This is a genomic window from Rhizobium sp. BR 249 (assembly GCF_047445895.1).
Classification (GTDB): Bacteria; Pseudomonadota; Alphaproteobacteria; order Rhizobiales; family Rhizobiaceae; genus Rhizobium.
Map to the genome: position 1 here is coordinate 82,330 of NZ_JARWKX010000013.1, position 26,057 is coordinate 108,386.

27 protein-coding genes and 1 pseudogene are annotated in these 26,057 nt (G+C 60.6%); 8 read left to right on the top strand and 20 right to left on the bottom strand.

Translation table 11 applies throughout. The annotated features are described in order from the left end of the window. Window positions 1-22 precede the first annotated feature (22 nt). From QD408_RS14290 to QD408_RS14315, 6 genes are all read right to left on the bottom strand, one after another. Window positions 23-1,597 (bottom strand): Re/Si-specific NAD(P)(+) transhydrogenase subunit alpha, encoded by a 1,575-nt coding sequence (locus tag QD408_RS14290; RefSeq protein ID WP_414139756.1) that lies wholly within the window; start codon window positions 1,595-1,597, stop codon window positions 23-25. Between the two features lie 29 nt (window positions 1,598-1,626). Beyond that, the gene (locus QD408_RS14295) at window positions 1,627-2,754 is read right to left on the bottom strand and encodes an S-(hydroxymethyl)glutathione dehydrogenase/class III alcohol dehydrogenase (RefSeq protein WP_414139757.1); all 1,128 of its coding nucleotides are present in this window, start codon (window positions 2,752-2,754) and stop codon (window positions 1,627-1,629) included. A gap of 462 nt (window positions 2,755-3,216) precedes the next feature. Next, a complete protein-coding gene (locus QD408_RS14300) occupies window positions 3,217-3,768 on the bottom strand; it encodes a YceI family protein (protein WP_414139758.1) in 552 nt (183 codons plus the stop codon). 52 nt (window positions 3,769-3,820) lie between these two features. After that, complete coding sequence (locus tag QD408_RS14305; protein ID WP_414139759.1) at window positions 3,821-4,690, bottom strand: hypothetical protein; 870 nt, start codon at window positions 4,688-4,690, stop codon at window positions 3,821-3,823. A 384-nt stretch (window positions 4,691-5,074) separates the two neighbouring features. Next, complete coding sequence (locus QD408_RS14310) at window positions 5,075-5,692, bottom strand: TetR/AcrR family transcriptional regulator (RefSeq protein WP_414139760.1); 618 nt, start codon at window positions 5,690-5,692, stop codon at window positions 5,075-5,077. A 52-nt stretch (window positions 5,693-5,744) separates the two neighbouring features. Next, window positions 5,745-6,095, bottom strand: a complete 351-nt coding sequence (locus QD408_RS14315; RefSeq protein WP_414139761.1) for a DoxX family protein — start codon at window positions 6,093-6,095, stop codon at window positions 5,745-5,747. Window positions 6,096-6,234: 139 nt separating this feature from the next. On the opposite strand from QD408_RS14315, the gene QD408_RS14320 reads away from it, so the two are divergent. The 3 genes and pseudogenes from QD408_RS14320 to QD408_RS14330 all read left to right on the top strand — a co-directional run. Continuing rightward, on the top strand, window positions 6,235-7,341 hold the full coding sequence (locus QD408_RS14320; protein WP_414139762.1) for an alcohol dehydrogenase catalytic domain-containing protein: 1,107 nt from the start codon (window positions 6,235-6,237) through the stop codon (window positions 7,339-7,341). A gap of 11 nt (window positions 7,342-7,352) precedes the next feature. Further along, complete coding sequence (locus tag QD408_RS14325) at window positions 7,353-7,628, top strand: DUF3861 domain-containing protein (RefSeq protein WP_414139763.1); 276 nt, start codon at window positions 7,353-7,355, stop codon at window positions 7,626-7,628. Window positions 7,629-7,634: 6 nt separating this feature from the next. Further along, window positions 7,635-7,829, top strand: a pseudogene (locus QD408_RS14330) (aldehyde-activating protein); the annotation flags it as partial. 253 nt (window positions 7,830-8,082) lie between these two features. Here QD408_RS14330 and QD408_RS14335 read toward each other — a convergent pair. After that, window positions 8,083-8,970 carry a LysR substrate-binding domain-containing protein gene (locus QD408_RS14335; protein ID WP_414139764.1) on the bottom strand — a complete coding sequence of 296 codons (888 nt, stop codon included), beginning with the start codon at window positions 8,968-8,970 and terminating at the stop codon, window positions 8,083-8,085. 278 nt (window positions 8,971-9,248) lie between these two features. On the opposite strand from QD408_RS14335, the gene QD408_RS14340 reads away from it, so the two are divergent. Both QD408_RS14340 and QD408_RS14345 read left to right on the top strand, forming a co-directional pair. Next, window positions 9,249-10,025: an alpha/beta fold hydrolase gene (locus QD408_RS14340; RefSeq protein WP_414139765.1), complete on the top strand. Its 777-nt coding sequence runs from the start codon at window positions 9,249-9,251 to the stop codon at window positions 10,023-10,025. 277 nt (window positions 10,026-10,302) lie between these two features. Then, a complete protein-coding gene (locus tag QD408_RS14345; protein WP_414139766.1) occupies window positions 10,303-10,707 on the top strand; it encodes a LysE family translocator in 405 nt (134 codons plus the stop codon). A 24-nt stretch (window positions 10,708-10,731) separates the two neighbouring features. Here QD408_RS14345 and QD408_RS14350 read toward each other — a convergent pair whose 3' ends face one another. From QD408_RS14350 to QD408_RS14380, 7 genes are all read right to left on the bottom strand, one after another. Further along, a complete protein-coding gene (locus QD408_RS14350; RefSeq protein WP_088682446.1) occupies window positions 10,732-11,082 on the bottom strand; it encodes a cupin domain-containing protein in 351 nt (116 codons plus the stop codon). After that, on the bottom strand, window positions 11,075-11,743 hold the full coding sequence (locus QD408_RS14355; RefSeq protein ID WP_414139767.1) for a cysteine hydrolase family protein: 669 nt from the start codon (window positions 11,741-11,743) through the stop codon (window positions 11,075-11,077). The genes QD408_RS14350 and QD408_RS14355 overlap by 8 nt, the downstream gene beginning before the upstream one ends. Beyond that, the gene (locus QD408_RS14360) at window positions 11,743-13,293 is read right to left on the bottom strand and encodes an ABC transporter ATP-binding protein (RefSeq protein WP_414139768.1); all 1,551 of its coding nucleotides are present in this window, start codon (window positions 13,291-13,293) and stop codon (window positions 11,743-11,745) included. The genes QD408_RS14355 and QD408_RS14360 overlap by 1 nt, the downstream gene beginning before the upstream one ends. Next, complete coding sequence (locus QD408_RS14365) at window positions 13,290-13,991, bottom strand: cysteine hydrolase family protein (protein WP_088682443.1); 702 nt, start codon at window positions 13,989-13,991, stop codon at window positions 13,290-13,292. The genes QD408_RS14360 and QD408_RS14365 overlap by 4 nt, the downstream gene beginning before the upstream one ends. A 72-nt stretch (window positions 13,992-14,063) precedes the next feature. Next, window positions 14,064-14,990: an ABC transporter permease gene (locus tag QD408_RS14370; protein ID WP_088682442.1), complete on the bottom strand. Its 927-nt coding sequence runs from the start codon at window positions 14,988-14,990 to the stop codon at window positions 14,064-14,066. Then, window positions 14,990-16,120, bottom strand: a complete 1,131-nt coding sequence (locus tag QD408_RS14375; RefSeq protein ID WP_414139769.1) for an ABC transporter permease — start codon at window positions 16,118-16,120, stop codon at window positions 14,990-14,992. The genes QD408_RS14370 and QD408_RS14375 overlap by 1 nt, the downstream gene beginning before the upstream one ends. 21 nt (window positions 16,121-16,141) lie before the next feature. Then, window positions 16,142-17,269, bottom strand: a complete 1,128-nt coding sequence (locus QD408_RS14380) for a BMP family ABC transporter substrate-binding protein (RefSeq protein WP_414139770.1) — start codon at window positions 17,267-17,269, stop codon at window positions 16,142-16,144. Between the two features lie 337 nt (window positions 17,270-17,606). Between QD408_RS14380 and QD408_RS14385 the strand changes: the two genes are divergently transcribed. Both QD408_RS14385 and QD408_RS14390 read left to right on the top strand, forming a co-directional pair. Beyond that, window positions 17,607-18,299 (top strand): GntR family transcriptional regulator, encoded by a 693-nt coding sequence (locus tag QD408_RS14385; protein WP_414139771.1) that lies wholly within the window; start codon window positions 17,607-17,609, stop codon window positions 18,297-18,299. A gap of 142 nt (window positions 18,300-18,441) precedes the next feature. Then, window positions 18,442-18,831, top strand: coding sequence for a RidA family protein (locus QD408_RS14390; RefSeq protein ID WP_088682438.1), 390 nt, complete (start codon window positions 18,442-18,444; stop codon window positions 18,829-18,831). Between the two features lie 21 nt (window positions 18,832-18,852). Here QD408_RS14390 and QD408_RS14395 read toward each other — a convergent pair whose 3' ends face one another. From QD408_RS14395 to QD408_RS14420, 6 genes are all read right to left on the bottom strand, one after another. Further along, window positions 18,853-19,434 (bottom strand): NAD(P)H-dependent oxidoreductase, encoded by a 582-nt coding sequence (locus QD408_RS14395; RefSeq protein ID WP_414139772.1) that lies wholly within the window; start codon window positions 19,432-19,434, stop codon window positions 18,853-18,855. Beyond that, a complete protein-coding gene (locus QD408_RS14400; RefSeq protein WP_414139773.1) occupies window positions 19,431-20,840 on the bottom strand; it encodes an FAD-binding oxidoreductase in 1,410 nt (469 codons plus the stop codon). The genes QD408_RS14395 and QD408_RS14400 overlap by 4 nt, the downstream gene beginning before the upstream one ends. A gap of 1 nt (window position 20,841) precedes the next feature. Next, entirely contained in the window at window positions 20,842-22,155 is a 1,314-nt protein-coding gene (locus QD408_RS14405; protein ID WP_414139774.1) for a cytosine deaminase, read from the bottom strand. Continuing rightward, window positions 22,155-22,997 (bottom strand): ABC transporter permease, encoded by an 843-nt coding sequence (locus QD408_RS14410; RefSeq protein ID WP_414139775.1) that lies wholly within the window; start codon window positions 22,995-22,997, stop codon window positions 22,155-22,157. Before QD408_RS14410 ends, QD408_RS14405 begins: the two co-directional genes overlap by 1 nt. Further along, complete coding sequence (locus tag QD408_RS14415; protein ID WP_414139776.1) at window positions 22,994-23,821, bottom strand: ABC transporter ATP-binding protein; 828 nt, start codon at window positions 23,819-23,821, stop codon at window positions 22,994-22,996. Before QD408_RS14415 ends, QD408_RS14410 begins: the two co-directional genes overlap by 4 nt. Before the next feature lie 74 nt (window positions 23,822-23,895). Further along, window positions 23,896-24,912 carry an ABC transporter substrate-binding protein gene (locus QD408_RS14420; RefSeq protein WP_184470011.1) on the bottom strand — a complete coding sequence of 339 codons (1,017 nt, stop codon included), beginning with the start codon at window positions 24,910-24,912 and terminating at the stop codon, window positions 23,896-23,898. Between the two features lie 182 nt (window positions 24,913-25,094). On the opposite strand from QD408_RS14420, the gene QD408_RS14425 reads away from it, so the two are divergent. After that, window positions 25,095-26,045 (top strand): LysR substrate-binding domain-containing protein, encoded by a 951-nt coding sequence (locus QD408_RS14425; RefSeq protein WP_025418548.1) that lies wholly within the window; start codon window positions 25,095-25,097, stop codon window positions 26,043-26,045. Window positions 26,046-26,057 lie beyond the last annotated feature (12 nt).

Genomic DNA, 26,057 nt, shown 5'->3' on the forward strand with positions numbered 1-26,057 from the left:
GATTCTGATCCCCGGGCCGGCGTCACGACTTTTGGAACATGTTCAGCATGCGCCGGGTGACCATGAAGCCGCCGACGATGTTGATGGTGGCGATCGCCACCGAAATGGCGGCAAGGGCTGTCACCAGCCAGCCGCCTGCTGTGATCTGCAGCAGCGCACCGATGATGATGATCCCGGAAATCGCGTTGGTGACGGCCATCAGCGGCGTATGCAACGAATGGCTGACGCCCCAGATGACCTGGAAGCCGACGAAACAGGCAAGCGCAAAGACGATGAAGTGGCCCATGAAAGCCGGCGGCGCATAGGCACCGATCAGCGCCATGAGGAGGCCGCCGACGACGAGCAGACCGACCTGCTGGCGGGTTGCCGACTTGAAGGCGGAAGCTTCGGCGGCACGCCGTTCTTCCGGCGTCAGTTCCTTGGCCTTTTCTTGTCGCTTCTGCGCGGCAATCGCCTGGATCTTCGGCGGTGGCGGCGGATAGGTGATCTCGCCGTCGAAGGCTACGGTGGCTCCGCGGATAACGTCGTCTTCCATGTTATGGAAGAGAACGCCATCCTTCTTCGGGGTCAGGTCCGTCATCATGTGGCGGATGTTCGTCGAATAGAGGGTCGAGGCCTGCGCGGCCATGCGGCTCGGGAAATCGGTGTAGCCGATGACGGTGACGCCGTTCTCAGAAACGATCTTCTGATCCGCAACGGTCAGGTCGCAATTCCCGCCGCGTTCGGCGGCAAGGTCGACCACCACGGAACCCGGCTTCATCGCCGCGACCATGTCGGCAAGCCAGAGCTTCGGCGCGTCGCGGCCCGGGATCAGCGCGGTGGTGACGACAATGTCGATATCAGGCGCGATCTCGCGGAACTTCTTCAGTTGCGCTTCGCGGAATTCCGGGCTCGACGGGGATGCATAGCCACCCGTTGTCGCGCCGTCCTGCTGCTGTTCCTTGAAGTCGAGGAAGACGAATTCCGCGCCCATCGATTCGATCTGCTCGGCCACTTCCGGGCGAACGTCGAATGCGTAAGTGATGGCGCCGAGCGAAACGCTGGTGCCGACGGCGGCAAGACCGGCGACGCCAGCGCCGATAACCAGAACCTTGGCCGGCGGGATCTTGCCGGCCGCGGTAACCTGGCCGGTAAAGAAGCGGCCGAAATTATTGCCGGCCTCGATCACGGCGCGATAGCCTGCGATGTTGGCCATGGAGGACAGCGCGTCCATCTTCTGGGCGCGCGAAATGCGCGGCACCGTGTCCATGGCAATCACATTTGCGCCTGTCGCCTTCGCTTGCTCAAGAAGCTCTTTGTTCTGTGCGGGATAGAAGAAGGAGATCAGCGTTTTGCTGCTCGAAAGCCTCGCGATGTCGCTCGGCTCCGGCGGGCGTACCTTGGCGATGACGTCTACGCTTGCAAAAAGCGCTTCAACGCTGTCGACGATCCTGACGCCGGCTGCGCGATAGGAGTCGTCGGAGAAGCCGGCAAGTTTGCCGGCGCCGGTTTCGATAGCACATTGATATCCGAGTTTCTGAAGCTGGGCGGCGCTGTCCGGCGTCATCGCAACGCGTGCTTCCCCCTCAAGCCGTTCTCGTGGCGAACCTATAAACATGTTTTTCCCCATTTCCAGCATATGATTTGTCAGTACACGACAACGCCGCGGATGCTTTCACCCTTATGCATCAGCTCGAAGCCCTTGTTGATGTCGTCGAGCGGCATGGTGTGGGTGATCATCGGATCGATCTGGATCTTGCCCTGCATGTACCAGTCGACGATCTTCGGAACGTCGGTGCGGCCGCGCGCGCCGCCGAAAGCGGTGCCCATCCAGTTGCGGCCGGTGACGAGCTGGAACGGACGCGTGGAGATTTCCTGGCCGGCGCCGGCAACGCCGATGATGACCGATTTGCCCCAGCCGCGATGGCTGGCTTCCAGCGCCTGGCGCATCACCCTGGTGTTGCCTGTGCAGTCGAAGGTGTAGTCGGCGCCGCCGATCAGGTCGCCGTTGCGCTTGGTCATGTTGACCAGATAGGGCACGATGTCGTCGCCGACCTCCTTCGGATTGACGAAATGCGTCATGCCGAACTTCTCGCCCCAGGCCTTGCGATCCGGGTTGATATCGACGCCGATGATCATGTCGGCGCCGGCAAGMCGCAGSCCCTGCAGCACRTTCARRCCGATGCCGCCGAGGCCGAAGACGATCGCGGTCGCGCCGATCTCSACCTTGGCGGTGTTGATGACSGCGCCGATGCCGGTGGTGACGCCGCAGCCGATGTAGCAGACCTTGTCGAAGGGGGCGTCGGGRTTGATCTTGGCGAGCGCGATCTCGGGCAGCACCGTRTAATTGGCGAAGGTCGAGCAGCCCATRTAGTGATGGATCTTGTCCTTGCCGATCGAGAAGCGCGAGGTGCCGTCCGGCATCACGCCCTGSCCCTGGGTTGATCGAATCGAGGTGCAGAGATTGGTCTTGCGCGACGTGCAGGAATARCACTCGCGGCATTCSGGSGTATAAAGCGGAATGACGTGGTCGCCCTTCTTCAGCGAGGTGACGCCCGGGCCGACATCGACGACGATGCCGGCACCCTCATGGCCGAGGATGGCCGGAAACAGGCCTTCCGGATCGGCGCCCGACAGGGTGAAATCGTCGGTGTGGCAGATGCCGGTCGCCTTGATCTCCACCAGCACTTCGCCGGCCTTCGGGCCGTCGAGCTGCACGGTCATCACTTCAAGCGGTTTGCCGGCCTGAACGGCAACGGCGGCGCGAACGTCCATTAGGATTTCCTTTCGATGATTGCAGATTTGCCGCAGTGCGGCTGTGATCGCGACTGTCAGGTCGCGGAAGATAAGGAGTGCGTCGACTGAAGGCTCGCGTTCCGTAAAAGTGCGGGCTTGGCACGCGCCGGCGTGCGGTAAACGAGCGAAATTGCAGGCGAAAGCATTGATAGGCCCTCCGGATGCGTGCTTACGGTTTTATCTCCGCCCTCCAGCCGCATGGATCTTGGTTAGCATACCGATTAGAATTTGCATACCATAAAGTATCCGAACCGGCTGGAAAATTTCACCCGGCCGTCCGTCCTCTGGTCGGGGGGCGTACGGAAGCTGCGAGCGCCCGATGAAGCGACTACGTGTTCTGGTCTAAGCGTGTTCTGATGCGCTCATATTGAAAAGGTACCGTCGCGCTGGGGCGGCGGTACCTTTCTCGCAAAGCGACCTTGCGGTCGGGGTTGTGTTCGATCAGCCTTGGTGCTCGCGGCCTTCCACCTGGATCACGAGATCGACCTCGTCACCGATCATCCCAAGCGCTGCCTTCATGCCGAAATCGCTCCGCTTGACCTTGGTTGTCGCGCTGAAGCCGACAACATGGCTCTTGTCCCACGGGTTCTGACCTTCCTTATTGAACTTGACGTCCAGCACCGTGGACTTCGCGACGCCCGCAATCGTCAGGTCGCCAATAATTTGTCCCGCAGTGTCGGAGGTCTTCTTGAACTCCTTTCCAACGAAGGTGATCTCAGGGAATTCCGTCGCATTGAACCAATCAGCGCCCTGGATGTCGCCGTCGCGTTGCTTGTTGTTCGTCGAGATCGAACCGACCTTGACCTTGACATCAAGGCTGCTTCCCTCGGGCTTCGCGGCGTCGAAGTCGAAGGCGCCTGAGAATTCCTGCGCGACGCCGATTACTTTCGAGAAGCCCAGATGGTCGATGTAAAACGCGATTCCCGAATGGACCGGGTCGATGTCGAATTTGGCGGCCCAAGCGGGCGACACCGCCCCGGCGAGCGACGTCATCGAAAGCAACAAGGCTGCAAGTCTATATTTCATTTTCATTCTCCTCCTCATGTTAAACTGGGAAACTCGATCCATAGTCCAGGAATGCGACGGCGACCGCCAAAGCGGCCGGAAGCACAGCCAGGGCGACGTGGACGAAAAGGCGCGGAAACTGCCGAGATACGCCAAGCATCCGGCAGATACCCTCCGAGAATACTGGCAGCACGACACAGAAGCCGAGGATCGCAATGGCGAGGAGATCGGCTTTGCGCGTGATCAACACCACGGTGTAAGCGACAGAAATCAGTCCACCCAAAGCGCCGGTCGACGAGGCGCCGCCAAAGCGGAAAACAGGGTTGATGATGTGCACCAGGAAAATTCCCAGGCAACCCGCGGCAAGCATCAGACAGAGCTGAAACGAGGAGGACGATGCACCCAGAAGGGCGATCGGCGCGAAGCCGAGCGCGAACACGGCAACGACACCACCCCGCCTTACGTCATCCTCCGCGCGGACCGACGTTTCGCGCAAGATGAACCACATGATAGCCACGCCGGCCATCGCAGCGGCCACCACCTCCCACGTCGCCACCCCCAAGCGGGGCAGGCCAATATAGAATGCGGCCGCCACCGGCTGAAAAAGGGAAACAACGCGAACCGCGCGTTGGGCGGCGATCTCGACCGCGAACCCCACTGCAGTTCCGATAACAATTGCGTAGAACACCTTGTTGACCGCCCCGACAGGCGGAAAAGCCGGTACTTTATTGTAGACGAGCCAATAGGCTGCCAGCAGTGCAACAGGCATTAGGAGGTCGGTAGGAAGCATCAGACGGCGCCAGCGCATCAGGCCCGACGCGAAAATGCCGACGAGCACCATGACTAGCAGGGACGCGGCCAGCGCCTCCTGCGGAGAGTTGCCAAATCCAAGCATGCGACGTTTTTCCAAATTGCGAAATGTATCCTGCAGTGCCCGGCCCGCTAGCGCGTGACATCGGCACCCAAGCAGCCGGTGCCTTAGCTTCCGGGTTGCTTGCTCCAACAGATCACTGTCATCCTACTTTGCTCATAGTCCCCCCTCAGTAACCGCATGCTCCTCAACAGCGGTTGCCACTTTCAGTTTGGATACCAAATAGTTTTCACATACTATGTGGTTTCCGGATGAAAGCTAGTCTTTGAGTTTTCAGATGTCAAGCGCGCTATGGGCGCAGAGCGAGCGCTTTCCGTGCTCCGTGGCGGTTTCGCTGATCGATAGATTGCTGGGGTGTTGAGAGCGCGCGACGACTAGCGGCAAAACCGCGCATCTGTCATGCCTTATGGCAGATGGTTTCTGTCAAGCCCTAACCGGGACGCCAGACTTGGTTGCTCGCGACGACCGATACATATCGCGTAAAACGACCCGGACCATGTCCCCAGGAGCTCCCTCCTTGAGGAAGCTCGAAATACCGCCATAGGTAAGTTCGAGAACGATACCGCCGATATAGAACGGGCTCGCAGGCGGCTGCATAACGAGGTCCAACTTGTCGATAAGGATCTTGCCGACGCCCTCCCACTGATTCCGGAAGAGCCCTATGTGACGATCGCCCAGTGTGTGATCATGCTGTGCCATGCGCAGCAGCTCGATCGCCAGCATTCCCCACCGCCGGTCATCTCCACGGTTGTTTGCCCAGGTCGCGAGCGCGTCGATGAGCTCCATTGGGTCATCGCATTTGCCGAGAAGTTCCGTCAGTTGAACCACGTCGCCGCCGGCATTGCCGGCAAGGAGCTGGAGGAAGATGTCTTCCTTATTGGCAAAGTTCGAGTAGAACGCCCCCTTCGAATAGCCCGCTTCCTCGGCGATTCGATCAATCGAAGCCCCAGCATAGCCGTATCGCGCCATGACCTCGTAGGCGGACGCCAAAAGCTTCTCTTTCGTTCGAGCCTGACTTTGCTCACGTGTCAGCCGTGCCATTCGCAATTCCCGTGCGTATCCAGACACCGAGGCGTACCCCAAAATGCAGCGGTCATACAAGAGCTGTTAGCAGACAAATGAGCGCCCAAAAGATTGGATATTCCGGGCCCATCTTCTGCCAGCGCCAATTCAGACCGTTAATCTTCACAACCGCGTACCCGGCCCCAAGCAATACCAAAGCACCGCACACGGCTGCAACCCTGGGGTACAAAGAAAAAATCATTCCGACAGCCGCGCACGTCTCGGCAACCATGGTAAGCACCACGAACAGCTTCCCGGGCTTGAAGCCCGCTGCTTCGAACGTTTCGCCGGCCTTGGCATAGTGCAGGCCCTTGCCGATTAGGTGTGGAATGAACCAGGCGCCGCAGAGAATGCGGAGCCAGTCGACCAGAACGAAATCCATTTCTCCTCCTTGACGCCGGTCTTTTGCCGGGTCCGCGAGGATAGTTGCATTCCTCGCTTGCTTTTTAAGATACTAAACGGTATTCACAATCCAACTGGTATGTCAATACGAGGCAATCTTTGAGTTGGGAGGAATACCGATGGATATGATGCGTGCCGCGCGGCTCCACGCCGTGGGTCAGCCGATGAGCATCGACGAGGTCGAGCGTCCGAAGGCCACCGGGAGCGACGTGATCGTCCGCGTGAGAGCCTGCGGAATGGTTCCGAACCTCGCGAATGTTCTGGCGAACTGGGAGACTTGGTATCCGCAAATGCCGCTGCCGCCACGGCCTGCGATTCACGGTCTCGATCCGAGCGGTGTGGTTCACGAGGTCGGTCCCCAAGTTGTCAGTATCAAGCCGGGCGACCGGGTCTACGTGAACCCGGGCCGATTTTGCGGCGCCTGCCATCATTGCTCTTCGGGCAGGCCGCAAGCCTGCGAATATTGGACCCTGGGAGGATACTTCGGATACAATCCCAAAAGCATGGAGATGTTCGCCCGCTATCCTTATGGCGGATTCGGCGAATTCATGCTCGCCCCACAGGCGCAGGTCATCAAAATCCCCGACAACATGACGTTCGTCCAAGGTTCCCGCATGGGCTATCTCGGTACGTCCTACGCCGCCCTCAAGAAATGCGGCCCGTTGATGGGCAAGACCCTGATCATCAACGGCGCCACCGGAACGCTGGGCCTGGGCGCGACGCTGTTCGCGTTGGCGATGGGTGTTGCAAAGATTTATGCCGTGGCCAGGGGCGAGGTGCTGCTCGAACGGCTGAAAGCGATCGCGCCCGATCGCATCGTCACCTTCTCGAACGTGAAGGGATCCTCAGGAGCCTTCGTCAGGGGGCAGACGAACGGCAGCGGTGCGGACTTGATGCTCGATACGCTCGGCGCCAAGGCGCCACTCGACTCCATGCTGGACGCCATGGGCGGCGTCAAACGGGGCGGCCGTATCGTCAACATCGGCGGCACGTCGGGGGCTTTACCCGTCGACGTCAAATGGTGGATGGACGAGCAGATGGAATTGATCGGCTCCGTATGGTTCACGGCTGCGGAAGGCATGGAGATCGCGGCGATGGTCGAAGCAGGGATCATCGACATGTCGGTCATGTCGCCGATGGTTTGGTCGCTGGAGAAGATCAATGACGCCATTTCCGGTGTTGGTAAGGACGAAGGCGGCTTCACTTACTACGCTGTCGAACTGTAGCGGAGTTCCACTTGGCCTATACCTACCGGATCACCGTCGAGCGGCTTGAGGGGGATGTCCCCTCGGCCGCCGACAAGGCCCTCGTTTTCGAAGCAACCAATCATGACGACCTTTTCAAGGTTCTGTCGATGATGCGCGAGAAACAGATGCTGCCCTGGGACGAGACGGCCGAATTCACGATCGGACTGAAACTGTTCACGGAAGTCCTTTTGAGGCACCGCTCCGATACGCCTTTCAAGAAACTGTTTCCCCATATCGGCAGCTTCATGAAGTCACTGAAACGCTGAATTTCATCCGCATGGGCGGATCCGGGCTTTGCTGCGTTCGTGTCCTCAATCATCGAGGCCGGCTATGACCCCTCGAAGATGGAGGCAATCCGCGAGCGCCTGACCGAGCTTGACCTCGCACCTTACGACTGCCTCTCACCGGGACTGATGGACTACATCGCCACATGGACGGCAAAGAAGAGCGGCGTTTTGGCGGCTTAGACCTTGAGGAGCCGGGCGGTAGTCCGGCTCCTGCAGTGGCTCGCTTTATGAGTGAATGCATGCGAGTCGGCCTCTTAACAGATGGACGCTGGTTAGGGGTGGAGATCGACATGTTGATCAGCTGACGGCTAAATCTTCGCCCCTCTTGCTTTTTTCTCGCTCTGTTTGTGGTCTGTCGTTCGATTCCCTTCAACTGCTGTGGCACTGTTCTTGCTGCAGGTCGTCTGGGCTGGCGACAGAGTGCTATGCCCGATCAGCCTTTGCCGAATTTCCGGACAGAAAAATCGAGAAAACTACGGAGCCTGGGCGTCATCTGACGATCGGGCGGATAGAGCATATGCAATTGCCGATCTGGCGAACGGAAATTAGAAAGTAGCGGGATCAGCCGGCCGCCTTTGATATCTTCCCGCACCAACTCCTCGGGCTGGAGAATTAACCCCATTCCGGCCACTGCCGCCGCTCGTAGCGCCTCTCCGCTATCGGTCGAAAAGCGCCCTTTGATCGCAATCGGCGTTGTTCCTTGGGGTCCGTCGAACGACCATTCTTTTCGCATGGACGTGTGAGAAAACAACAGACATTCGTGATCCCGCAACTCTTCTGGCGTGCTTGGCGTTCCTGCAGTTCGCAGATAGTCGGGTGCCGCGCACAACACGAGGCGAAGAGGTCGAAGGCGCCTGGATTGAAGGGCGCTGTCTGCGAGGTCGCCCGTTCGAAACGCGACATCGAAGCCCTCCTCTACCAAGTCTACCGTCCTGTTGGTGAGGCTGAGATCAAGGCTCACTTCCGGATGGTCTTTCGCATATTCAGGCAGCTCCGGCGCCAATGCGTGGCTCCCAAAGGTAATCGGCGCGCTGATGCGCAGACGCCCCCGGGGTGTCGACCGCGTCTGTGCGAGGAGAGTCTCGGCCTCCGCAAGTTCTTCCAGTATGTTCTTCGCCCGGTCATAGAAGGCGCGACCGCTGTCCGTAAGGCTCTGCCTCCGAGTTGTTCGATTCAGGAGTTTGACGCCAAGGCTGGCTTCCAGCATACGCAATTGTTTCCCCGCCAGTTGCGGCGACAGGTTCAACTCGTTTGCAGCAAGCGAAATCGAGCCCTGCTCGACGGATTTCACGAACACGGTCATGCAAGCAAAGCGGTCCATTTGAAACGTTTGGTTCCTAGTGTTGCAACATTGTCGTTATTTATCCCTCTGAATTTCGAATGTAAATCTTCGGCGTCCTGAAGCCTGAGACGCTGCTCAAGGCCGAAACTCGTTCATATCGAACGGCCTCGGGCGGAGTCGGAACACGGCTTACGGAAGAAAGGCAGTCGTCGTCGTGCAAGACCTCAATGGTGAGCGAGAGCTGCTGGGTAACAATTGTCTACGCAAGTCCTGAAGAACCACGGTTCCGTCGCTTGTGTTTCCAACCGGAGAATAAGATGATGTCTTTTGTAAAGAACGCGGCCCTTGCTGCCGCACTCGCCAGCGCCGCCGCGGCCGCGGGCGCGACGACAACCAACGCGGCCGGCAAAGAAACTCCGACCGTTGTTCTGGTCCATGGCGCATTCGCCGACGGCTCGGCATGGAGCAGAGTAATCCCGCTTCTTCAGGCACAGGGGCTGAAGGTAATTTCGGTTCAGAACCCGTTGACATCGCTTGCCGCTGACATCGCCTCGACGAAACGGGTCCTTGATGCGCAGACCGGTCCAGTGGTTCTTGTAGGTCACTCCTACGGCGGCGTGGTGATTAGCGAAGCTGGTAACAACGAGCATGTTCGCGCCCTCGTTTACGTCGCTGCTTATGCTCCTGGCGAAGGTCAGTCGATCGCTGATTTGAACAAGGACTACCCAACCCCGCCCGGCTTTTCAGAACTCGCTGCCGACAAGGACGGCTTCCTGACTCTGACTCCGAATGGTGTTGCAAAGTTTCTTGCACAGGACGTTGCGCCAGAACAGGCCGGCGTGATGGCGGCAACGCAAAAACCGACCCGCGGAAAGAACTTCGAGGAGAAAATCGGAATCCCGGCCTGGAAAACCAAGCCATCCTGGTACATCGTTGCCGAGCATGATTTCATGCTTCAGCCCGATCTGCAAAAGGTGATGGCCAAAAATATTTCGGCTCACGTCGTGATGCTTTCCACGAGCCATTCGCCCCAGGTTTCTCAGCCGGCCGAGGTTGCCAAGGTGATCCTCGAAGCCGCTGCTCAGATAAACTGATAGCGAGACGAAGACGCAGGCAATCGAAGGACACCCTGCGTCTTCTCAAGGATCCTATCACGGGAGGCACCTTCATAGGCAGCATCTGATCACAAACATCGATCAGCGAAAAGCGCCGAACCCATTTCTCCGATATCCCGACGTTTTTGGCGATGTCGGGGCGAGGATACCTGAAGGCATAGTATAGCGTGCCGTAGCCGACAATCTGCGTAGCGCCGAGGCCGATTAGCCCCAGATTGGAAGACGTCTCTCCATGTCCTCATGCGACCCGCTTGCCGTGGCCATCGAGCACGCGCTCGCCATCTTCCTTGACGAACTCCGAGGTGAATCTGTCTGCCGGGATGATGTCGAGTACTGCCTCAGACGGCCGCGCCAGCCGCGTGGTGACGGCCTGCTCCGCCTTTTCCTCACGGGCTTCCTTCTCAATATCTCCAATCCCAAGATGCCGATTTTCTATCTGGCGCTTCTGTCGGGCGTGCTGGGCATTCGGCCGCTCACGGTCTCCGATACCGTGGAACTGCTGGTGATCATTGCGCTGATAGAAGTGATCGTGGTCGGAGGGCATGTGTTCCTCGGCCATAAGGCAAAAACGGCTTTGGCCGATCCGAACAAGATCAGCATCCTCAATCGCGGAGCTGGAGCTCTGATGGTCGGGGCAGGGGTTCTTGTCGCCAGCCGTTAACGCCGTTGGGACGCCGGGCAGGCGTTACCCACGCTCTTCCAATATTGTCACGGGCCGGTCCCATTGGATGAGCACGACGCAGCCGGTGTCGCTCCAGACCGAGTGCTCGGTACCGGGTGCGTTGACGATGTAGCTGCCGCGGCCGTAATCGCCGGCTTCATCCGATTGCACTCCGTCAAGCACGAGAATGGTTTCCAGCCCCTCATGCCGATGGCGGGGAACGCCGGCGCCGGCTTCGTATTTCAGCAGCGCCACGCCGGGCTGGTCGCCCTCGAAGGGCCGGATCCAGTGGATCGTCACCTGATCGCGGAAGGGGCCGAATTGCAGATCCCTCCAGCCGCCTGATGTGAGCAATTCGCGAGTGGTTTCAGGCATGGGCGATGCTTTCCAATATGTCGTCGACATGGGCTGTCCAGCCGACGATCGCGCCTTGGGCGCGGATCATGGCGATTGCGGCGGCCTTGAACTCCGGAAAATAGCTTTCCGTCGCCTCCACGGCGAGCAGGCATTCGTAGCCGCGGTCGTTCGCCTCACGCATTGTCGTCTGCACGCAGACCTCCGTCGTCACGCCGGCAAAAACGAGCTGCTTGATGCCCTTCTGCTGCAGCACCTCGCCGAGCTCGGTTGCGTAAAAGGCGCCTTTGCCGGGCTTTTCAATCACGACTTCACCTTTGACCGGAGCAAGCTCCGGCAAGATCGCGGTGCCGGGCTCGCCCGAAATCAGGATCCGCCCCATCGGGCCTTCGTCGCCGATCCGGAGCGTGGGATTGCCGCGGTCACGTTTTGCCGGCGGCAGATCCGAAAGATCGGACTTGTGGCATTCCATCGTGTGGATGACCGGCAGCCCGGCATAACGGAAGCCCTGGATCAGGCGTTTTACATCGGGCACGATCCTGGTGATGCGGCTGACATCATTGCCGAGGCTGGCGCCAAAACCGCCGGGCTCGGCGAAATCACGCTGCATGTCGATGACGATAAGCGCGAGCTGGTCAAGCTTCACCGGAAAGGCGAAGGGTTCTGCCTTGATCTCGGTCATCAGTGATGCCCCGCCATATGGGCGCCGATCACGCCGATGTCGGCAGATCGTGCCGGTGTCTCGTAGACAAGCCTGCCTTCGGAGATGACCATGATGCGGTCGGACATTTCGAGCAGCTCGTCGAGGTCCTCGGAAAGCAACAAGACCGCGGTGCCGGAATTGCGCGCCTTCATGATACGGGCGCGGATTTCGGCGACGGCCGAGAAATCGAGACCGAAGCAGGGGTTGGAAACGATCAGCAGGTCCACCGCGCCGGTGAGCTCGCGGGCGAGCACGGCGCGCTGCACATTGCCGCCCGAAAGTGCCGCGATCGGCGATGAGGAGGAAGCGGTCTTCACCTTGAAGTCGGAAATCAGCGCCGTGGCGCGCTTCTTCATCTTGCCCTTGTTCAGCCAGATCGCGTTCTTGCCGCCCGTTTTCAGGTCGAAAGTGCGGAAGGCGAGGTTTTCGCTGACACTCATCCTCGGAGCGCAGGCATTCTGCAGCGGCTCCTCGGGGATGAAGCGGACATTGTTCTTGCGCGTCTCGCGACGTGTTGCGCTATAAAACTCGCCTTTGACGCCGACACGGCCGGTATTGGTCGGTCGCTGGCCGGCAAGGATTTCCGTCAGTTCCTTCTGGCCATTGCCCGATATTCCGGCGATGCCGACGATCTCGCCAGCGCGCACCATGAGATTATCGATCTCGATGGTTTTGAGGCCGGAACGATCCGGCGCTTTGACCTGCGCCACTTCGAGGACCGGCTTTGCGGTTTCCGGGACGGGGACGCGGGTGTCAAGTTCGGCGAGTTTGACGTCCCCAATCATCATCGCCGCCATCTCGGCTGTGGAAACTTCGCCGACTTTTCCAGTGCCGACGAGCTTGCCGCGCCGCAGGATCGAGACGGCATCGGCAAATTTCGTCACCTCATGGAACTTGTGGGAAATCATCAGCACGGTCAGTTCGCCGCGCTCCGTCATCCCGCGCACGAGGCCGAGCATTTCATCGGCTTCTGCGGGCGTCAGCACCGAGGTCGGCTCGTCGAGGACCAGGAAGGAGCGGCCGAGATAGAGCTGCTTGACGATTTCGAGCTTCTGCTTCTCGCCGGCGGCAAGCTCGCTCACCGGCCGGTCGAGCGGGATCTTGAAGGGCATCCGCTCCATGAAGGCCGCAAGATCCTTCCGCTCCTTCGCCCAGTTGATGATGGCGGGGACTTCCGCCCGGCTGATGACGAGGTTTTCGGCACCCGTCAGCGAAGGAACCAGCGTAAAATGTTGATAGACCATGCCCAGGCCGTAGGCCGCAGCGTCCCTGGGCGAGGCGATCGCCACTTCGCGACCGTCGACGGAGAGCGAGCCCGACGTCGCGTGATAGAAACCCATGATGCATTTGACGAGCGTCGACTTGCCGGCGCCGTTTTCGCCGAGCAGGGCATGGAAGCTGCCGGCTGGCACCTTGATCGAGACATGGTCAAGCGCGATGAAGCTGCCGAAGCGCATCGTCATATCCATCGTATCGATGCCGACGGCCTTGCCGGCCTGCGGAAGTGGCGTGTCGCGGATCGTGCTCATGGCAGTTGGCTCACGAGCGTTGCGGAATTGGAGACGGAGCCGAAGACGCCGCCCTGCATCTTCACCATCTTAATGGCGGCGAGATGATTGCCGTAATCGGTCGCGCCGCAGCAGTCCTCCAGCAGCAGGCATTCGAAGCCGCGGTCGTTGGCCTCGCGCATGGTGGTGGAAACGCAGACATCGGTGGTGATGCCGGTCAGAATGATGTTCTCGATGCGCTTCTGATTGAGGATCAGTTCCAGATCGGTGGCGCAGAAAGAACCCTTGCCGGGCTTGTCGATGATCGTCTCGCCTTCGATCGGGTAGAGTTCCGGAATGATGTCCCAGCCGGGCTCGCCGCGTGTGAGGATGCGCCCGCACGGGCCTGGATCGCCGATGCCTGCGCCGATGCGCTGTGAACGCCAGCGTTTATTGGCCGGCAAGTCGGCGAGATCGGGTCGATGACCCTCGCGGGTATGGATGATGTGGTAGCCCTTGGCGCGCATGGCGGCCAGCACGCGTTTGATCGGCTCGATCGGCGCCTGAACCAGCGACAGGTCGTAACCCATATGATCGACATAGCCGCCCTTGCCACAGAAATCGGTCTGCATGTCGATGATGATGAGGGCCGTATTGTCCGGACGCAGGGCGCCGTTATAAGGCCAGGGATAGGGATCGGCGTCGATATAATGTCCTTTGGTCTCGACCATGGCGTCCATCGTCTTCTTCTCCTATTCACCTGCAAGTTTGAATGTTTTGCTTGCCGCGGCTGGATATCAGCGGCTCCGTCTTCATTTCGTCAGCGACAACGCGCCCGGCGCACCGGCAAGCGAACGTGTCGGCGAGGAGGTCGCGATCATGATGACGAGGGTGAGCACGTAGGGCGCGGCATAGAAGAGATAGTAGCCCTGGGTCACGCCGATCGATTGCAGCGCCGGCCCGAGCGCACCGGCGCCGCCGAAGAGCAGGGCGGCGAGGAAGCAGCCGATCGGGTTCCAGCGGGCGAAGATGACGAGCGCCACGGCCATCAGGCCCTGGCCTGAGGAAATACCCTCGTTCCAGGAGCCGGGATAATAGAGCGAGAGATATGCGCCGCCGATCGCCGCCAGCGACCCGCCGGCGGCGGTGGCCAGCAGACGCACGCGATCCGGGTTGATGCCCATCGCGCGGGCGGCATCCGTGCTGTCGCCGACGACGCGCAGGATGAGACCCACCCGCGTATTCCTGAAGCCCCACCAGAGGGCGAAGGCAAGCAAGGCGCCCAGGATGAAGAGCACATTGATGTTCAGGGCGGCCTGGATCTGCGGCAGGCTCGACCAGAGGCCGAGCGGGATGGACGGCAGATGCGGCGCCACTGGCTGGATGAAGGATTTGCCGAGGAAGAAGGCGAGGCCCAGGCCGAACTGCATCATGGCGATGCCGATCGCAATGTCGTTCACCTTCGGCCATTTGCAGATCCAGCCGTGAACCAGACCGAAGGCGGCGCCGGTCGCCATCGCGGCGAGCACGCCGAGCCAGGGCGAGTTGGTCATGACGGCGACGGCGTAGGCCGTCATCGCGCCGAAGACGAGCGTGCCTTCCAGGCCGAGATTGATGCGGCCGGAGCGCTCGGTGATCGTCTCGCCGAGGCTGACGAAGATGAACGGGGTGGAAACGCGAATGGCGCCCGCCAGGATCGCGAGTGGCACGCCCCAGATGCCGATGCCCGTCTCTTCCATCAGAGGCTCCTTTTCCAGAGGTCGGGATTGAAGATCTTGAAGCGCCCGTAGGAGGTCTCGCAGAAGAGGATGACGATGAAGAGCGTGCCCTGCAGCACCAGCACGGTGGCATCGGGCAGGCCCATGCGGCGCTGGATGAGGCCGCCCGAGGCATCGATGCCGCCGAGCAGGATCGCAACGGGGATGATCGCCAGCGGATTGTGCCGGGCGAGGAAGGCGACGAGGATGCCGGTATAGCCGTAACCGGCGGCGAGCGAGGCATTGGCGCTGCCCTGGACGGCGGCGACCTCGATCATGCCGGCAAGACCTGCGAAACTACCGGCGATCGCTGTGAAACCGGCGATCAGCCTGCCGACCGGCAAGCCCTGGATCTGGGCGGCGTGCACGTTGCCGCCAGCGATGCGCGCGGCAAAACCGTAGCTCGTCACCTCGATCAGAACCCAGGATAGGATGCAGGCGAGGATGCCGATCACGAGGCCCCAATGCACATCCATGCCGGGAATGTTGCCGAGCATGTAGTCTGCCGGCAACGGCTTGGTCGATGGCTTGTTCAGACTGGCGGCATCGCGCAGCGGCCCTTCCACGAACTGGTTCATCAGCGCGATGGCGATATAGGAAAGCAGCAAGGAGGAGATGGTCTCGTTGACGCCGCGGTAATGGCGCAGGAAGCCGGCAAAGCCGATCCAGATGCCGCCGACGACCATGGCGGCGATCGCCATCAGAATGAGAGTGGGAAACACAGGAGCCGCTCCCACAAGCGGCATGGCCATGGCGGCGGCGGCAACGCCGCCCAGCACGACCGCTCCTTCCCCGCCAATAATGACGAGGCCGAGGCGGGCAGGCAGGGCGACGCAGAGTGCCGTCAGGAGAAGGGGTGCGGCACGGCTTAAGCTGTTCTGCACCGAAAACCAGCTACCGAAGCCGCCGGTGTACATAAGCTGGAAGAGCGTTACCGGCGATTTGCCGATCGCCAGGATGAAGAGAGAAAAGAGCCCGATCCCGATCAGGATGGCGGCAAGGCCGATGACCACCGGTTCGGCCCTGCGTGCCGTCCATTCGAGCAGCGGACGCAGCGAGGCCGGGTTGTCGGAGGCGACTGATATTGCGGGATCATTGGCCTGAACGGTCATGGCGCTTCTCCCTCTCGCGGTTTACGCCGTGGACCCGACGACGCCCTCGACTAGGTAGTTCATGCTTTCGAGCTCGATCGCATCTTCCGCATAGGCCTTGTCGGCCGTGACGACAGCGTTGCCCTTGTTGTCCTTCAGCGGCCCCTTGAAGACCGAGAAGCCGCCCTTCATCATGTCGGCATGCGTCGCTTCGAATGCCTTGCGGCCCGCCTCGGAAACGCCGGGGCCGAGCGCGCTCATCTTCACGAAACCGTCCTTCAGGCCGCCGCGCACGAAGTTGCCGAGCTTCTCGCCGGCCTGCGCCTTCTTGACGAAGTCGCCATAGACATTGCCCCAGGCCCATTCGGCGCCTGTGAGATATTTCTCGGGCGCAAGCGGGCTCTGATTGGCGTGGTAGCCGCAGACGAAGGCACCGCGGCCGGCGGCCGTTTCGACGACCACCTTCGGGCTGTCGACATGGCAGGTGATGACGTCGGCGCCCTGGTCGACCAGCGCGTTGGTGGCTTCCGACTCCTTGACGGCGAGCGACCACTCGCCGGTGAAAATCACCTGGCAGGTAATGGTCGGGTCGATTGCGCGTGCGCCAAGGAGGAATGCGTTGATATTCTGCAGCACCTGCGGGATCGGCTTGGCGGCGACGAAGCCGATCTTCTTGCTCTTCGTCGCATGGCCGGCGGCGATGCCGTTCAGATATTGCCCCTGGAAAATATAACCGAAATAGGAGCCGGTATTGGCCGGGTGCTTGCCCTCCTGCCACATCCCGCCGCAGTGACGAAACTGGATATCGGGATATTTGGCGGCCATGGCCAGCATATGCGGATCGAAATAGCCGAAGGAAGTCGGGAACAACAGGGTGGCGCCATCGAGATTGATCATTGATTCCATCGTCTTCTGCACGTCGACCGTTTCGGGCACGTTCTCTTCTTCGACGACGGTGATGCCAGGCATCGCCTTGATGGCAGCGGCCCCCTCGGCATGCGCCTGGTTGTAGCCATAGTCATCCTTGGGGCCGACATAGATGAAGCCGACGGTGAGAGCCGTCTGTGCGAACGCACGCGAGGAGAGGAGGCCGGGTGCCGCGCCGACGAGAGTGGCGGCGGCGGAAGCCTGAAGGAAATGGCGTCTGTTCATGGAAAGGAGTCTGGTCATCGGAATGCTCCCCTGACGGCGATTATGCCGTTTTCAATTGGTTACAGAAAAGTGTATGCAATGGTCGTGCCAGATTTTATTGTATTGATTTTATAAATGAAATTCTCTTCTCTTTGGCGGACACCTAAGAAGTGCATGCAATTTCATCTTGAAATTAGATGAAAAAATATGCACAGCCTATAAAATTGCCCGATATCCATGTCGTTGGGCTCGAAGCGCCGACCAAGCGGTAGTGCAAAATACATTTTTGCTAGCGACATCAATAATATATACTGGCGTTTGACTTTGCCGGCCTGAGCGGGCATGTGTATGCAACCCAACAATGTAGAATCATTCCTTGAAGCAAGTCAGGCGCAGAGAAATCATCAGGGCAGGAACGACCGTCGAGCAGATGGTGCGGGCGATCGCCGACATGATCGTCACCGGGCAGATGCTGCCGGGCGAGAAGCTCGATGAAGTTTCGCTGGCTGGTCGTTTTGAAGTGTCGCGCACACCGGTGCGCGAAGCGCTTCGTGAACTCGGTGCGATGGGGCTTGTCGACCGGGAGCCGAACCGCAGCGCCGTCGTCACCACCGTGACCGAAACCTATCTGCATTCCATGTTCGAGGCGATGGCGGAACTCGAAGCCATCTGCGCCAGGCTCTCGGCCGAACGCATGACGGTGGATGAGCGGCGCACGTTGGAGCTGGAGCACAAGGCGTCGATGAAGCTGGTGCATACCGGCGCGGAAGAGGACTATGCGGCTCACAACACCGAGTTCCACACCCGCCTTTATCGCGGCGCGCATAACGATCATATCTTCGAGATGGTGACGCAGACGCGGGCACGGCTCGCCCCATTTCGACGGGCGCAGTTTCGGCTGCCCGGCCGCTTGGCAAAATCCTACGAGGAACATGGCCGGATCGTGATCGCGATCATGCGAGCGGACGGCACTGCTGCCTCACAGGCAGCCTATTCCCATGTGGAGATGGTCAGCGATGCGAGCGCGGTGTTTGCCGCAACCGGCGAGCCGAGCGCGCGAAGCACCTGAGAGCGCGCACGCTCATCCGCGCCCCGTTCCCGCTCTCCTGATCCAACAAATGGAATGACGCGTCGTCTTCCGCTTAGAGCGGTTTAGGTTTTCTTGAAAGCGCCGAGCCGCTCCAACTTTTTGTTTTTACGAGGAAATGCCGATGAAGAAGATTTTCAATCCGCCCTCGGTCCGCCGTCCGTTCGGAAACTATAATCACGGGTTGCTTGTGCCGCCGGGCGCTTCGCTGCTCGTCACCTCAGGTCAGCTCGGCATCGGTCTCGACGACGAGGTGCCGGAAGACATCGGCAAACAGGCCGAGCTATGCTTCGAAGCGATCAAGGCCATTCTTGCCGATGCGGAGATGAGTTTTGCGGACGTCATCCGCATTTCCGGGTTCGTGACGAAACGGGAGGATTTCCCAGCCTATATGGCGGTGCGCGATCGTTACACGCTCGACCCGAAGCCTGTCTCGACATTGATCATCGTCGGCGGCTTCACCCGGCCGGATTTCCTCGTCGAAGTCGAGGTCACGGCCGCCAAAGTCTTATGACGCCCGGTGGCGCGATACGCTTCAGAACCGTTCCATCGACGTCTTCACCTTCGCCAGAAATCTTGCTCGCCTTTCGGGCGTGCAGTTGTTCATGTCGTAATGAGCAAGGAAGGTGACAGGCCGCAGCGGGTTGATCTGTGCTCTCAGCACGCGCCTGACGATTTTCTTCGGCGGATTGCCGGCGACGAAGGCGCGCAATGGCGTTGCTCCATACGTCAGCACGGCGGCGAGCTTGCTGATATGGCGCAACCGCGATTCCACCTTGCCGTCGACGAGTTCGAAGGAGACGCCCGGAAGCCAGACGCGGTCGAAATAGCCTTTGAGGATCGCCGGGAAACCGAAATTCCAGATCGGCGTCACCAGCACCAGCCCTTCGGCTTGCTTCAGTCGCTCAACATAGGATTTCACCAGCTCGGTATTGCCGGGATAGTCGTGGTAGGTGAGCCGGTCATGCCGGGAAAGGACGGGATCGAAATTCTCGGCATAAAGATCGCATCCATCCACCTCGTGGCCGCCCTTGCGCAGGCTTTCCAGCGTCTGTTGGTAGAGCGCCTTGCCGTAGCTTTCCTCCACCGGATGCGAATGCAGCACGAGAACCCTCATGAAGCCTCCATGACGCTCGCAAGGCCGGGGAAGAGATAGTTCTTGCCGGCATCAAAATCGAAGTCCGGGTTCTCCCAGGCGATCATCTTGCCGGGGTTCAGAAGCCCCTTGGGGTCGGTTTCGTGCTTGAAGGCGAGTTGCACCTTGTCGGTGCGCTTCATGCCGCCTTCCTCCAGCGTGTAACGGTGCGGATTGAAGATCGGGCAGCCGTGATCCTGGTGGATCTTGATAATCTCCTCGAGCCGCTCCTCTGTGGTGTAGCGCACCAGCGGCAGGCCGGAGCACTGGATCTGCCCGTCGAACCGGATGAATTCGAGATGACCGGGAACCTCGTCGCCGAAGATCTCCACCATCCTGGCGACCTTGGCCACGTGATCCGGGCCCGGGTACTGGACCTGCAGATAGGTGAAGCCGGGATCGACCTTCAGCGCCCGTAGCGTCGTATGGTTCCAGGCAAGCTCATAGGCATGCGGGATACCCTTCATGCTCTCGACCTTATCGGAGCGGAAGATGACCTCGCCTTTGTGGGCCGAGGTGAAGGCGAGGAAGGCATCCATCGCATGCGGCGCGATCATCAGCACCACCACCGACTGCCCCTTGCGGATATAGGGCTTGTGGCGGGTGAAATAGTCGTGCGGGATCGGAGCGGCGATCGGGGCGATTTCCTTGACGAGGATGCCGTTGCATTTGGCAAGCGCATCCGAAAAGCGCACACACGCCATGAAGTCGTCGTAGCCGACGAGAACGTCGACCCAGTCATAAGCGGGCGCCAGCGGCATTTCGATCTCGGTGATGACGCCGTTGGTGCCGTATGCATGGCTGACCTTCTGCAGATCCCAACCGGTGAGATCGAGCACGCGCGGCTCTGCCTCCATGGTGACGACGCGCAGGCGCAGAATATTGCCGAGATCGCGCAACCCGCCCCACGTGATCGAGCCGACGCCGCCGGAGCCGCCGGCGATGAAACCGCCGACGGTCGCCATCTGCGCCGTCGAGGGGTGGAACCGCAGCTCCTGGCCGGAATGGGCTTTGGTCTGCCTGTCGAGCTGGGCAATGATGATGCCGGGCTCGCAGATGACCCGGCCGGGATGGATTTCCTTGATCTTGTCCATGGCTGCCAGATTCAGCACGATGCCGCCGGAGAGCGGCATCGCCTGGCCGTAATTGCCGGTGCCGCCGCCGCGGGGCGTGACCGGCGCGCCGTGGGCGAAGGCGACCTTCAGCGTCCGGATGACCTCATCTTCGTTTTTCGGCGTGACGACGAGATCGGCCGTCACGTTGTCGAGCTGCGCTTTCAGGATCGGCGAATACCAGTAGAAATCGCGGCTCTTCTGGCGCACCAGCGCCGGATTGTCTTCGATGGCGATGCCTTCGAGTTCGTTTTTGATCGTCTGATAATCCGGCATGTCAGGCTCCCACGACGCTGTCGAGTTCACGATAGTCCGGCAGGCTGCGGTCGATCACCTTGCCACGGCGAAGGACGACGCGATCGGACTGCGGACGGGAAAGAAATTCGCTCCAGCGCCTGGCGCTGAAGAGCACGAGGTCGGCCGCGCCGCCGACGGCGATGCGCCCCATATCGGGCCGGCCGAGAATGTCGGCGGGCGAGGTGGTGATGACGCGGGCGGCCGTATCCAGCGGATGGTCGAGATGCAGGATGCGGACCGCCTCACGGAACACTTCCACCGGGTCGAGATCGCCATAGGCGTAGAAGGGATCGCGGGTATTGTCGGAGGCGACGGCGGTTGCAACGCCCGCCGCCGCCAGTTCGTGGAAAAGTGTGACGCCGCGCCAGCGCGGTGTGCGACCGGGATAGCGGTCCTGCAGATAGGTGTTGCACATCGGCAGCGAGACGATGGCGAGACGGGCCTCTGCGACAAGATCGACCGTGCGTTTTGCCGTCTCCTCGTCCTGGCGGGCGAGCGAGCAGCAATGGCCTGATGTGACCTTGCCGCCGAAGCGGTTGCGCAGCACGGCTTGCGCGATCGCCTTCAGGGTCTCTGCCGCCGGATCGTCGGTTTCGTCGACATGAAGATCGACATCGAGGCCGTTATCGGCCGCGGCTCTGAACAGCGTGTCGAGCTGGCTGTCGAGATCGGCGCTCATCCGGGTGACGCCGCCGATCAGCCCGCCCTTTTCGCGGATCAGGGTGACGAGATCGGCAAAATAGGCCGTGTCCGCCATGTTCTCCAACGGAAAGAGCGCCACCGCCTGCAAAGCAATCCTGTCCTTCCAGACATCGCGCACCTCGGCAAAGACCTCGAAGGAGATGCGGTGCTGCGGCGCAAGAGAATCCAGATGGGTCCGGATCAGGCTGGTGCCGTGCGCGTAGGCGCAGCGCAGGGAAAACTCCATGCGCTTCTTCACGTCGGCAGCCGACCAGTTCGCCTCTCTGTCTGTGCGCACGGCCTCCAGCGCTCCCGGGAAAGTGCCGTCCGGATTGGCATTGCGCGGCCAGATGTGGCCCTTGTCGAGATGCGTATGCATGTCGGCGAAGCAGGGCCAGACCATGCCCTCCTTCAGATCGGACTTCGCCAGTTCGACGGGCGCTTCGCCCGGCGGCAGCAGGGCTGAAATCATACCGTCGGCGATGAGGATATCGGCCCTGACGAGCCCCTCGACAACCGGCGCTTCATAATCGGTAACGGCGGCGGCAGGCAGCGTCGCATTGCTCAGCACGAAGCGGCCGGCATTGGGCGGCGAAATGAAGGAATAGCTCATCAGTTTTCCCGTTTCAGGCTGCTCTCGTGCCAGCGGTGCAGGGCAAGCCACGAAATGAACGAGGTGACGGCGAAGATCGCGACGCCGAGCAGGGAGAGCATCAACAGCGCCGCAAAAAGGCGCGGAATGTTGAGCCGGTACTGGGCTTCGAGCAGCCGAAAGGCGAGCCCGGAGCCGGCGCCCGCCGAACCCGCGGCAAATTCCGCGACGACGGCGGCAATCAGGGCAAGGCCGCCGCCGATCCTGAGTCCGGTCATGAAATAGGGCTGCGCGGCCGGCAGCTTGAGAAAGAACAGCGTCTGCCAGCGGGAGGCACCGTAGAGTTCGAACAGGTTGATGAGGTTGTGGTCGACGCTTTTCAGCCCCTGGACCATATTCGATAGGATCGGAAAGAAGGCGACGAGGAAAGCGCAGATCAGCAGCGCCACCTGGGTCGACGGCGCATAGATCAGGATCAGCGGCGAGATCGCCACGACCGGCGTTACCTGCAGGATGACCGCGAGCGGATAGAAGGCGAGTTCGATCCAGCGCGACTGCGCGAGGAAGATCGCAAAACCGACGCCGCCTGCAAGCGCCAGCATTAGCGACAGGAAGGTGATCTTGGTGGTGACCCAGAGGGCGGGGGCGAGCGTGCCCCAGTCGGTCACCAGGGCATTGGCGACGGCGGCCGGCCCGGGCAGGATGTAGGGCGGTACGCCTGACAGTTTGACATAGATGTACCAGACCAGGATCAGCAGGGCGATGACGAGGATAGGGATGGAAATGCGCAGCGCCAGATCACGGCGCCCGGCGTTTGCCGTGCCTTTGAGAAGCAGCGGTGGTGCATCGGTTTCGTCGCTCATCCCTGATCTCCTGCCGCGTTGATGGCGCCGATCAGCGAATGCGACACCGTTTCGCAGGCTTTGCGATATTCTTCCGAGGTGCGGTAGTGGGCATCGCGTTCGCGGCTGGTGGCCATCGGAACGTCGGCATGCACGCGGCCGGGCCTTGCCTTCATCACGACGATACGGCTCGAGAGATAGGCGGACTCAAAGACCGAATGGGTGACGAAGATGACGGTAATGCCGGTCCTCTGCCAAAGCCGCAGCACGTCGTCGTTGAGCTTCTGCCGGCTGATTTCGTCGAGCGCCGCGAAGGGCTCATCCATCAGCAGCAGCTTCGGTTTCGTCACCAGCGCGCGGGCAATCGAGACGCGCATCTTCATGCCGCCGGACAGTTCGCGCGGATAGGCCTTGGCGAAATCCTGGAGACCGACGGTGGTCAGCACCTCCATGATCTGCTCATGCGCCGCAGCCTTCGAGACGCGCCTCAGCCTCAGCGGCAGATGGACATTGTCGAACACGTTCTTCCACGGCATCAGCGTCGGCTCCTGGAAGACGAAGCCGATATCGCCGTCCGGCAGGCCGCTGGCATTGATGCGCGAGCTCGGCCAATCGATTGCACCCGAGGTAACGTCGCCGAGGCCGGCGATGATGCGCAGCGCCGTCGACTTGCCGCAGCCGGACGGGCCGAGCAGGCTGACGAATTCGCCGCTTTCGACGGTGAGCGACATGTCTGAAAGCGCCACCGTTCCGCTGGAAAAGACTTTCGAGACCGAGCGCATGACGACCAACGGCCGCGTGCGCGTCTCCTTCGGGGATAGGGCCTGGGCTTCTGCTAAAGGCATTGCCTGTCTCATTCACTGGGGAGAGGATGCGATCCGCCGCATCTGCGGCGGATGCTCGTCGGCGTTCGGCCAGCCTATTTCTTCAGCGCCACGCCGGTGTTCTTGCAGACGAATTTCGTCGTGAACGCCTTGGTGTAATCCGTCTCCGGCTTGAACACCTTGATATCGACCATTTCGGTGAAGAACGCCTTGTAATGCGCATCGGTGATGCATCCGATGCCCTTGTCGAGGCTGTCGCCGGATTCGATGATCCCGTATTCCTTCATCTTGGCGATGGAATAGGCGATCTGGCCATCCGTCATTTCGGGATTGTCCTTCTTGATCAGCGCGTTCGCCTTGCTGTTGTCGCCGTAGAGATAATTGTACCAGCCCTCGATCGAGGCATCGACGAAGCGCTGGACGACATCGGGCTTGCTGTCGATCATCGTCTGGGTGGTGGTGATCATCGTCGAATAGGGGGAATAGCCGTTATCGGCGAGCAGGAAGACTTTCGGCTCGAAGCCGGCCTGCTTCTGGATCTCGTAGGGCTCGGACGTGAGATAGCCCTGCTGCGCGGAATCCTTGTCGGCGAGGAATGGCGCCGGGCTGAAATTGTAGGGCTTGTACTGCTCGTCCCTGAAGCCCTTGAAGTTCGCCTTCATCCATTCGAAATAGGTGAGATAGCCGTCCTTGCCGAGAAACAGGGTCTTGAGCTTGGCGAGATCTTCGAATTTGTCGATGCCGGCATCGGGATGCGCGATCAGCACCTGCGGATCCTTCTGGAAGATCGCCGCGACGTCGACCAGCGGAATGCCCTGTTCGACCGCCGAGATTTCGCCCTGCGGACCGCCCATGTAGAAATCGATCTTGCCGGAGATGAGCAGGGCGCTGTTGGCGGCATTCGGGCCGCCCTGGACGATGGTGACGTCGAGGCCGTGTTTGGCATAGGTGCCGTCGGCGACCGCCTGGTAGAAGCCGCCATGCTCGGCCTGCGCCAGCCAGTTCGTGCCATAGCTTACCTTGTCTGCCGCCTGCGCCGAGACGGCAGCGCCAAGCGCGCCGCCAAGGCCGACGAGTGCGGAAAAGACCGTATTCTTCTGTGCAATGCGCATGATCAACGTTCCCCTTCTGAGTTCGCAACGCCCGTGGCGACGTCGGATTTTCTTCATAGGAGCGATTGCTTTGCTCTTTGAAAAGCATCAAATTTCGTGCGCAATGATGCCTTTTCGGCATCTCACCGAAAGCCTGTGCCTAATTTGTGCGGTCTGCTTTATTTTTATGCAAAGAGGTTGCGATGCTGCATTCCAGAAAGCTTCTCTACATCAACGAGATCGCCCGAGCCGGCTCGATCCGCAAGGCGGCAGCGCGGCTGAATGTGGCGTCTTCGGCAATCAACCGGCAAATCCTGGCGCTAGAGGAGGAAATCGGCGCGCCCCTCTTCGAACGCCTGCCGCGCGGCCTGCGCCTGACGGCGGCAGGCGAACTCTGCATCGAGCATATTCGCGAGGTCTTGAAGAATTACGAGCGGTTGGAGAGCCGCATTCGCAGCCTCAGGACGCAGCAAGCTGGCAAGATCCGCCTGGTGACGACGGTGGGCCTGGCCGCCGGCCCGCTGCCCGAGATCATCGCCCGGTTCCAGTCGGAGCATCCGCGCGTCTTCATGCAGTTGCGCAATGATGCGGGAACGATGACGGTCAACCCGGTGCTGTCGGGCGAGGTGGATATCGGCCTGGGCTTCAACATTCCGGCGACGCCCGGCATCCGCACGCTCGGCAATTTCGACATCCCGATCGGCGTTGTGCTGCCCCCCGGCCATCCGCTGATCGCTTCGGGTCCGATCAACCTTGCCGATATCGTCCAGGAGCGCCTGGTCTTGGCGCAACAAGGCACCAGCCTGCGTGACGTGATCAATCTGGCGATGGCCCGCCTCGACGTGCACATAGAGCCCGTGCTGGAAACGAATGCGTCGGAGATGCTGAAGAAGCTGGTCAAATCAGGGGCCGGGGTGACGATGCTGAACCCGCTCGACGTCATCACCGAATGCCGACAGGGCGAACTCGTCTTCCGGCCGATCGCCGAACCGCATGCGCGTCACCAGACGATGAAACTTTTCGCCCGCGCCCGCACCCCGCTCGATTCCGCCACCAGCCTGTTCGTCGAATATCTCCTGGCCGAGCTCGCCGGCCTGGTGCAGGAACTGCAGGCCAAGGGGCATATCGCGATGGAAAGGTCCGTCGCGATCTGAGGCCATCTGCGG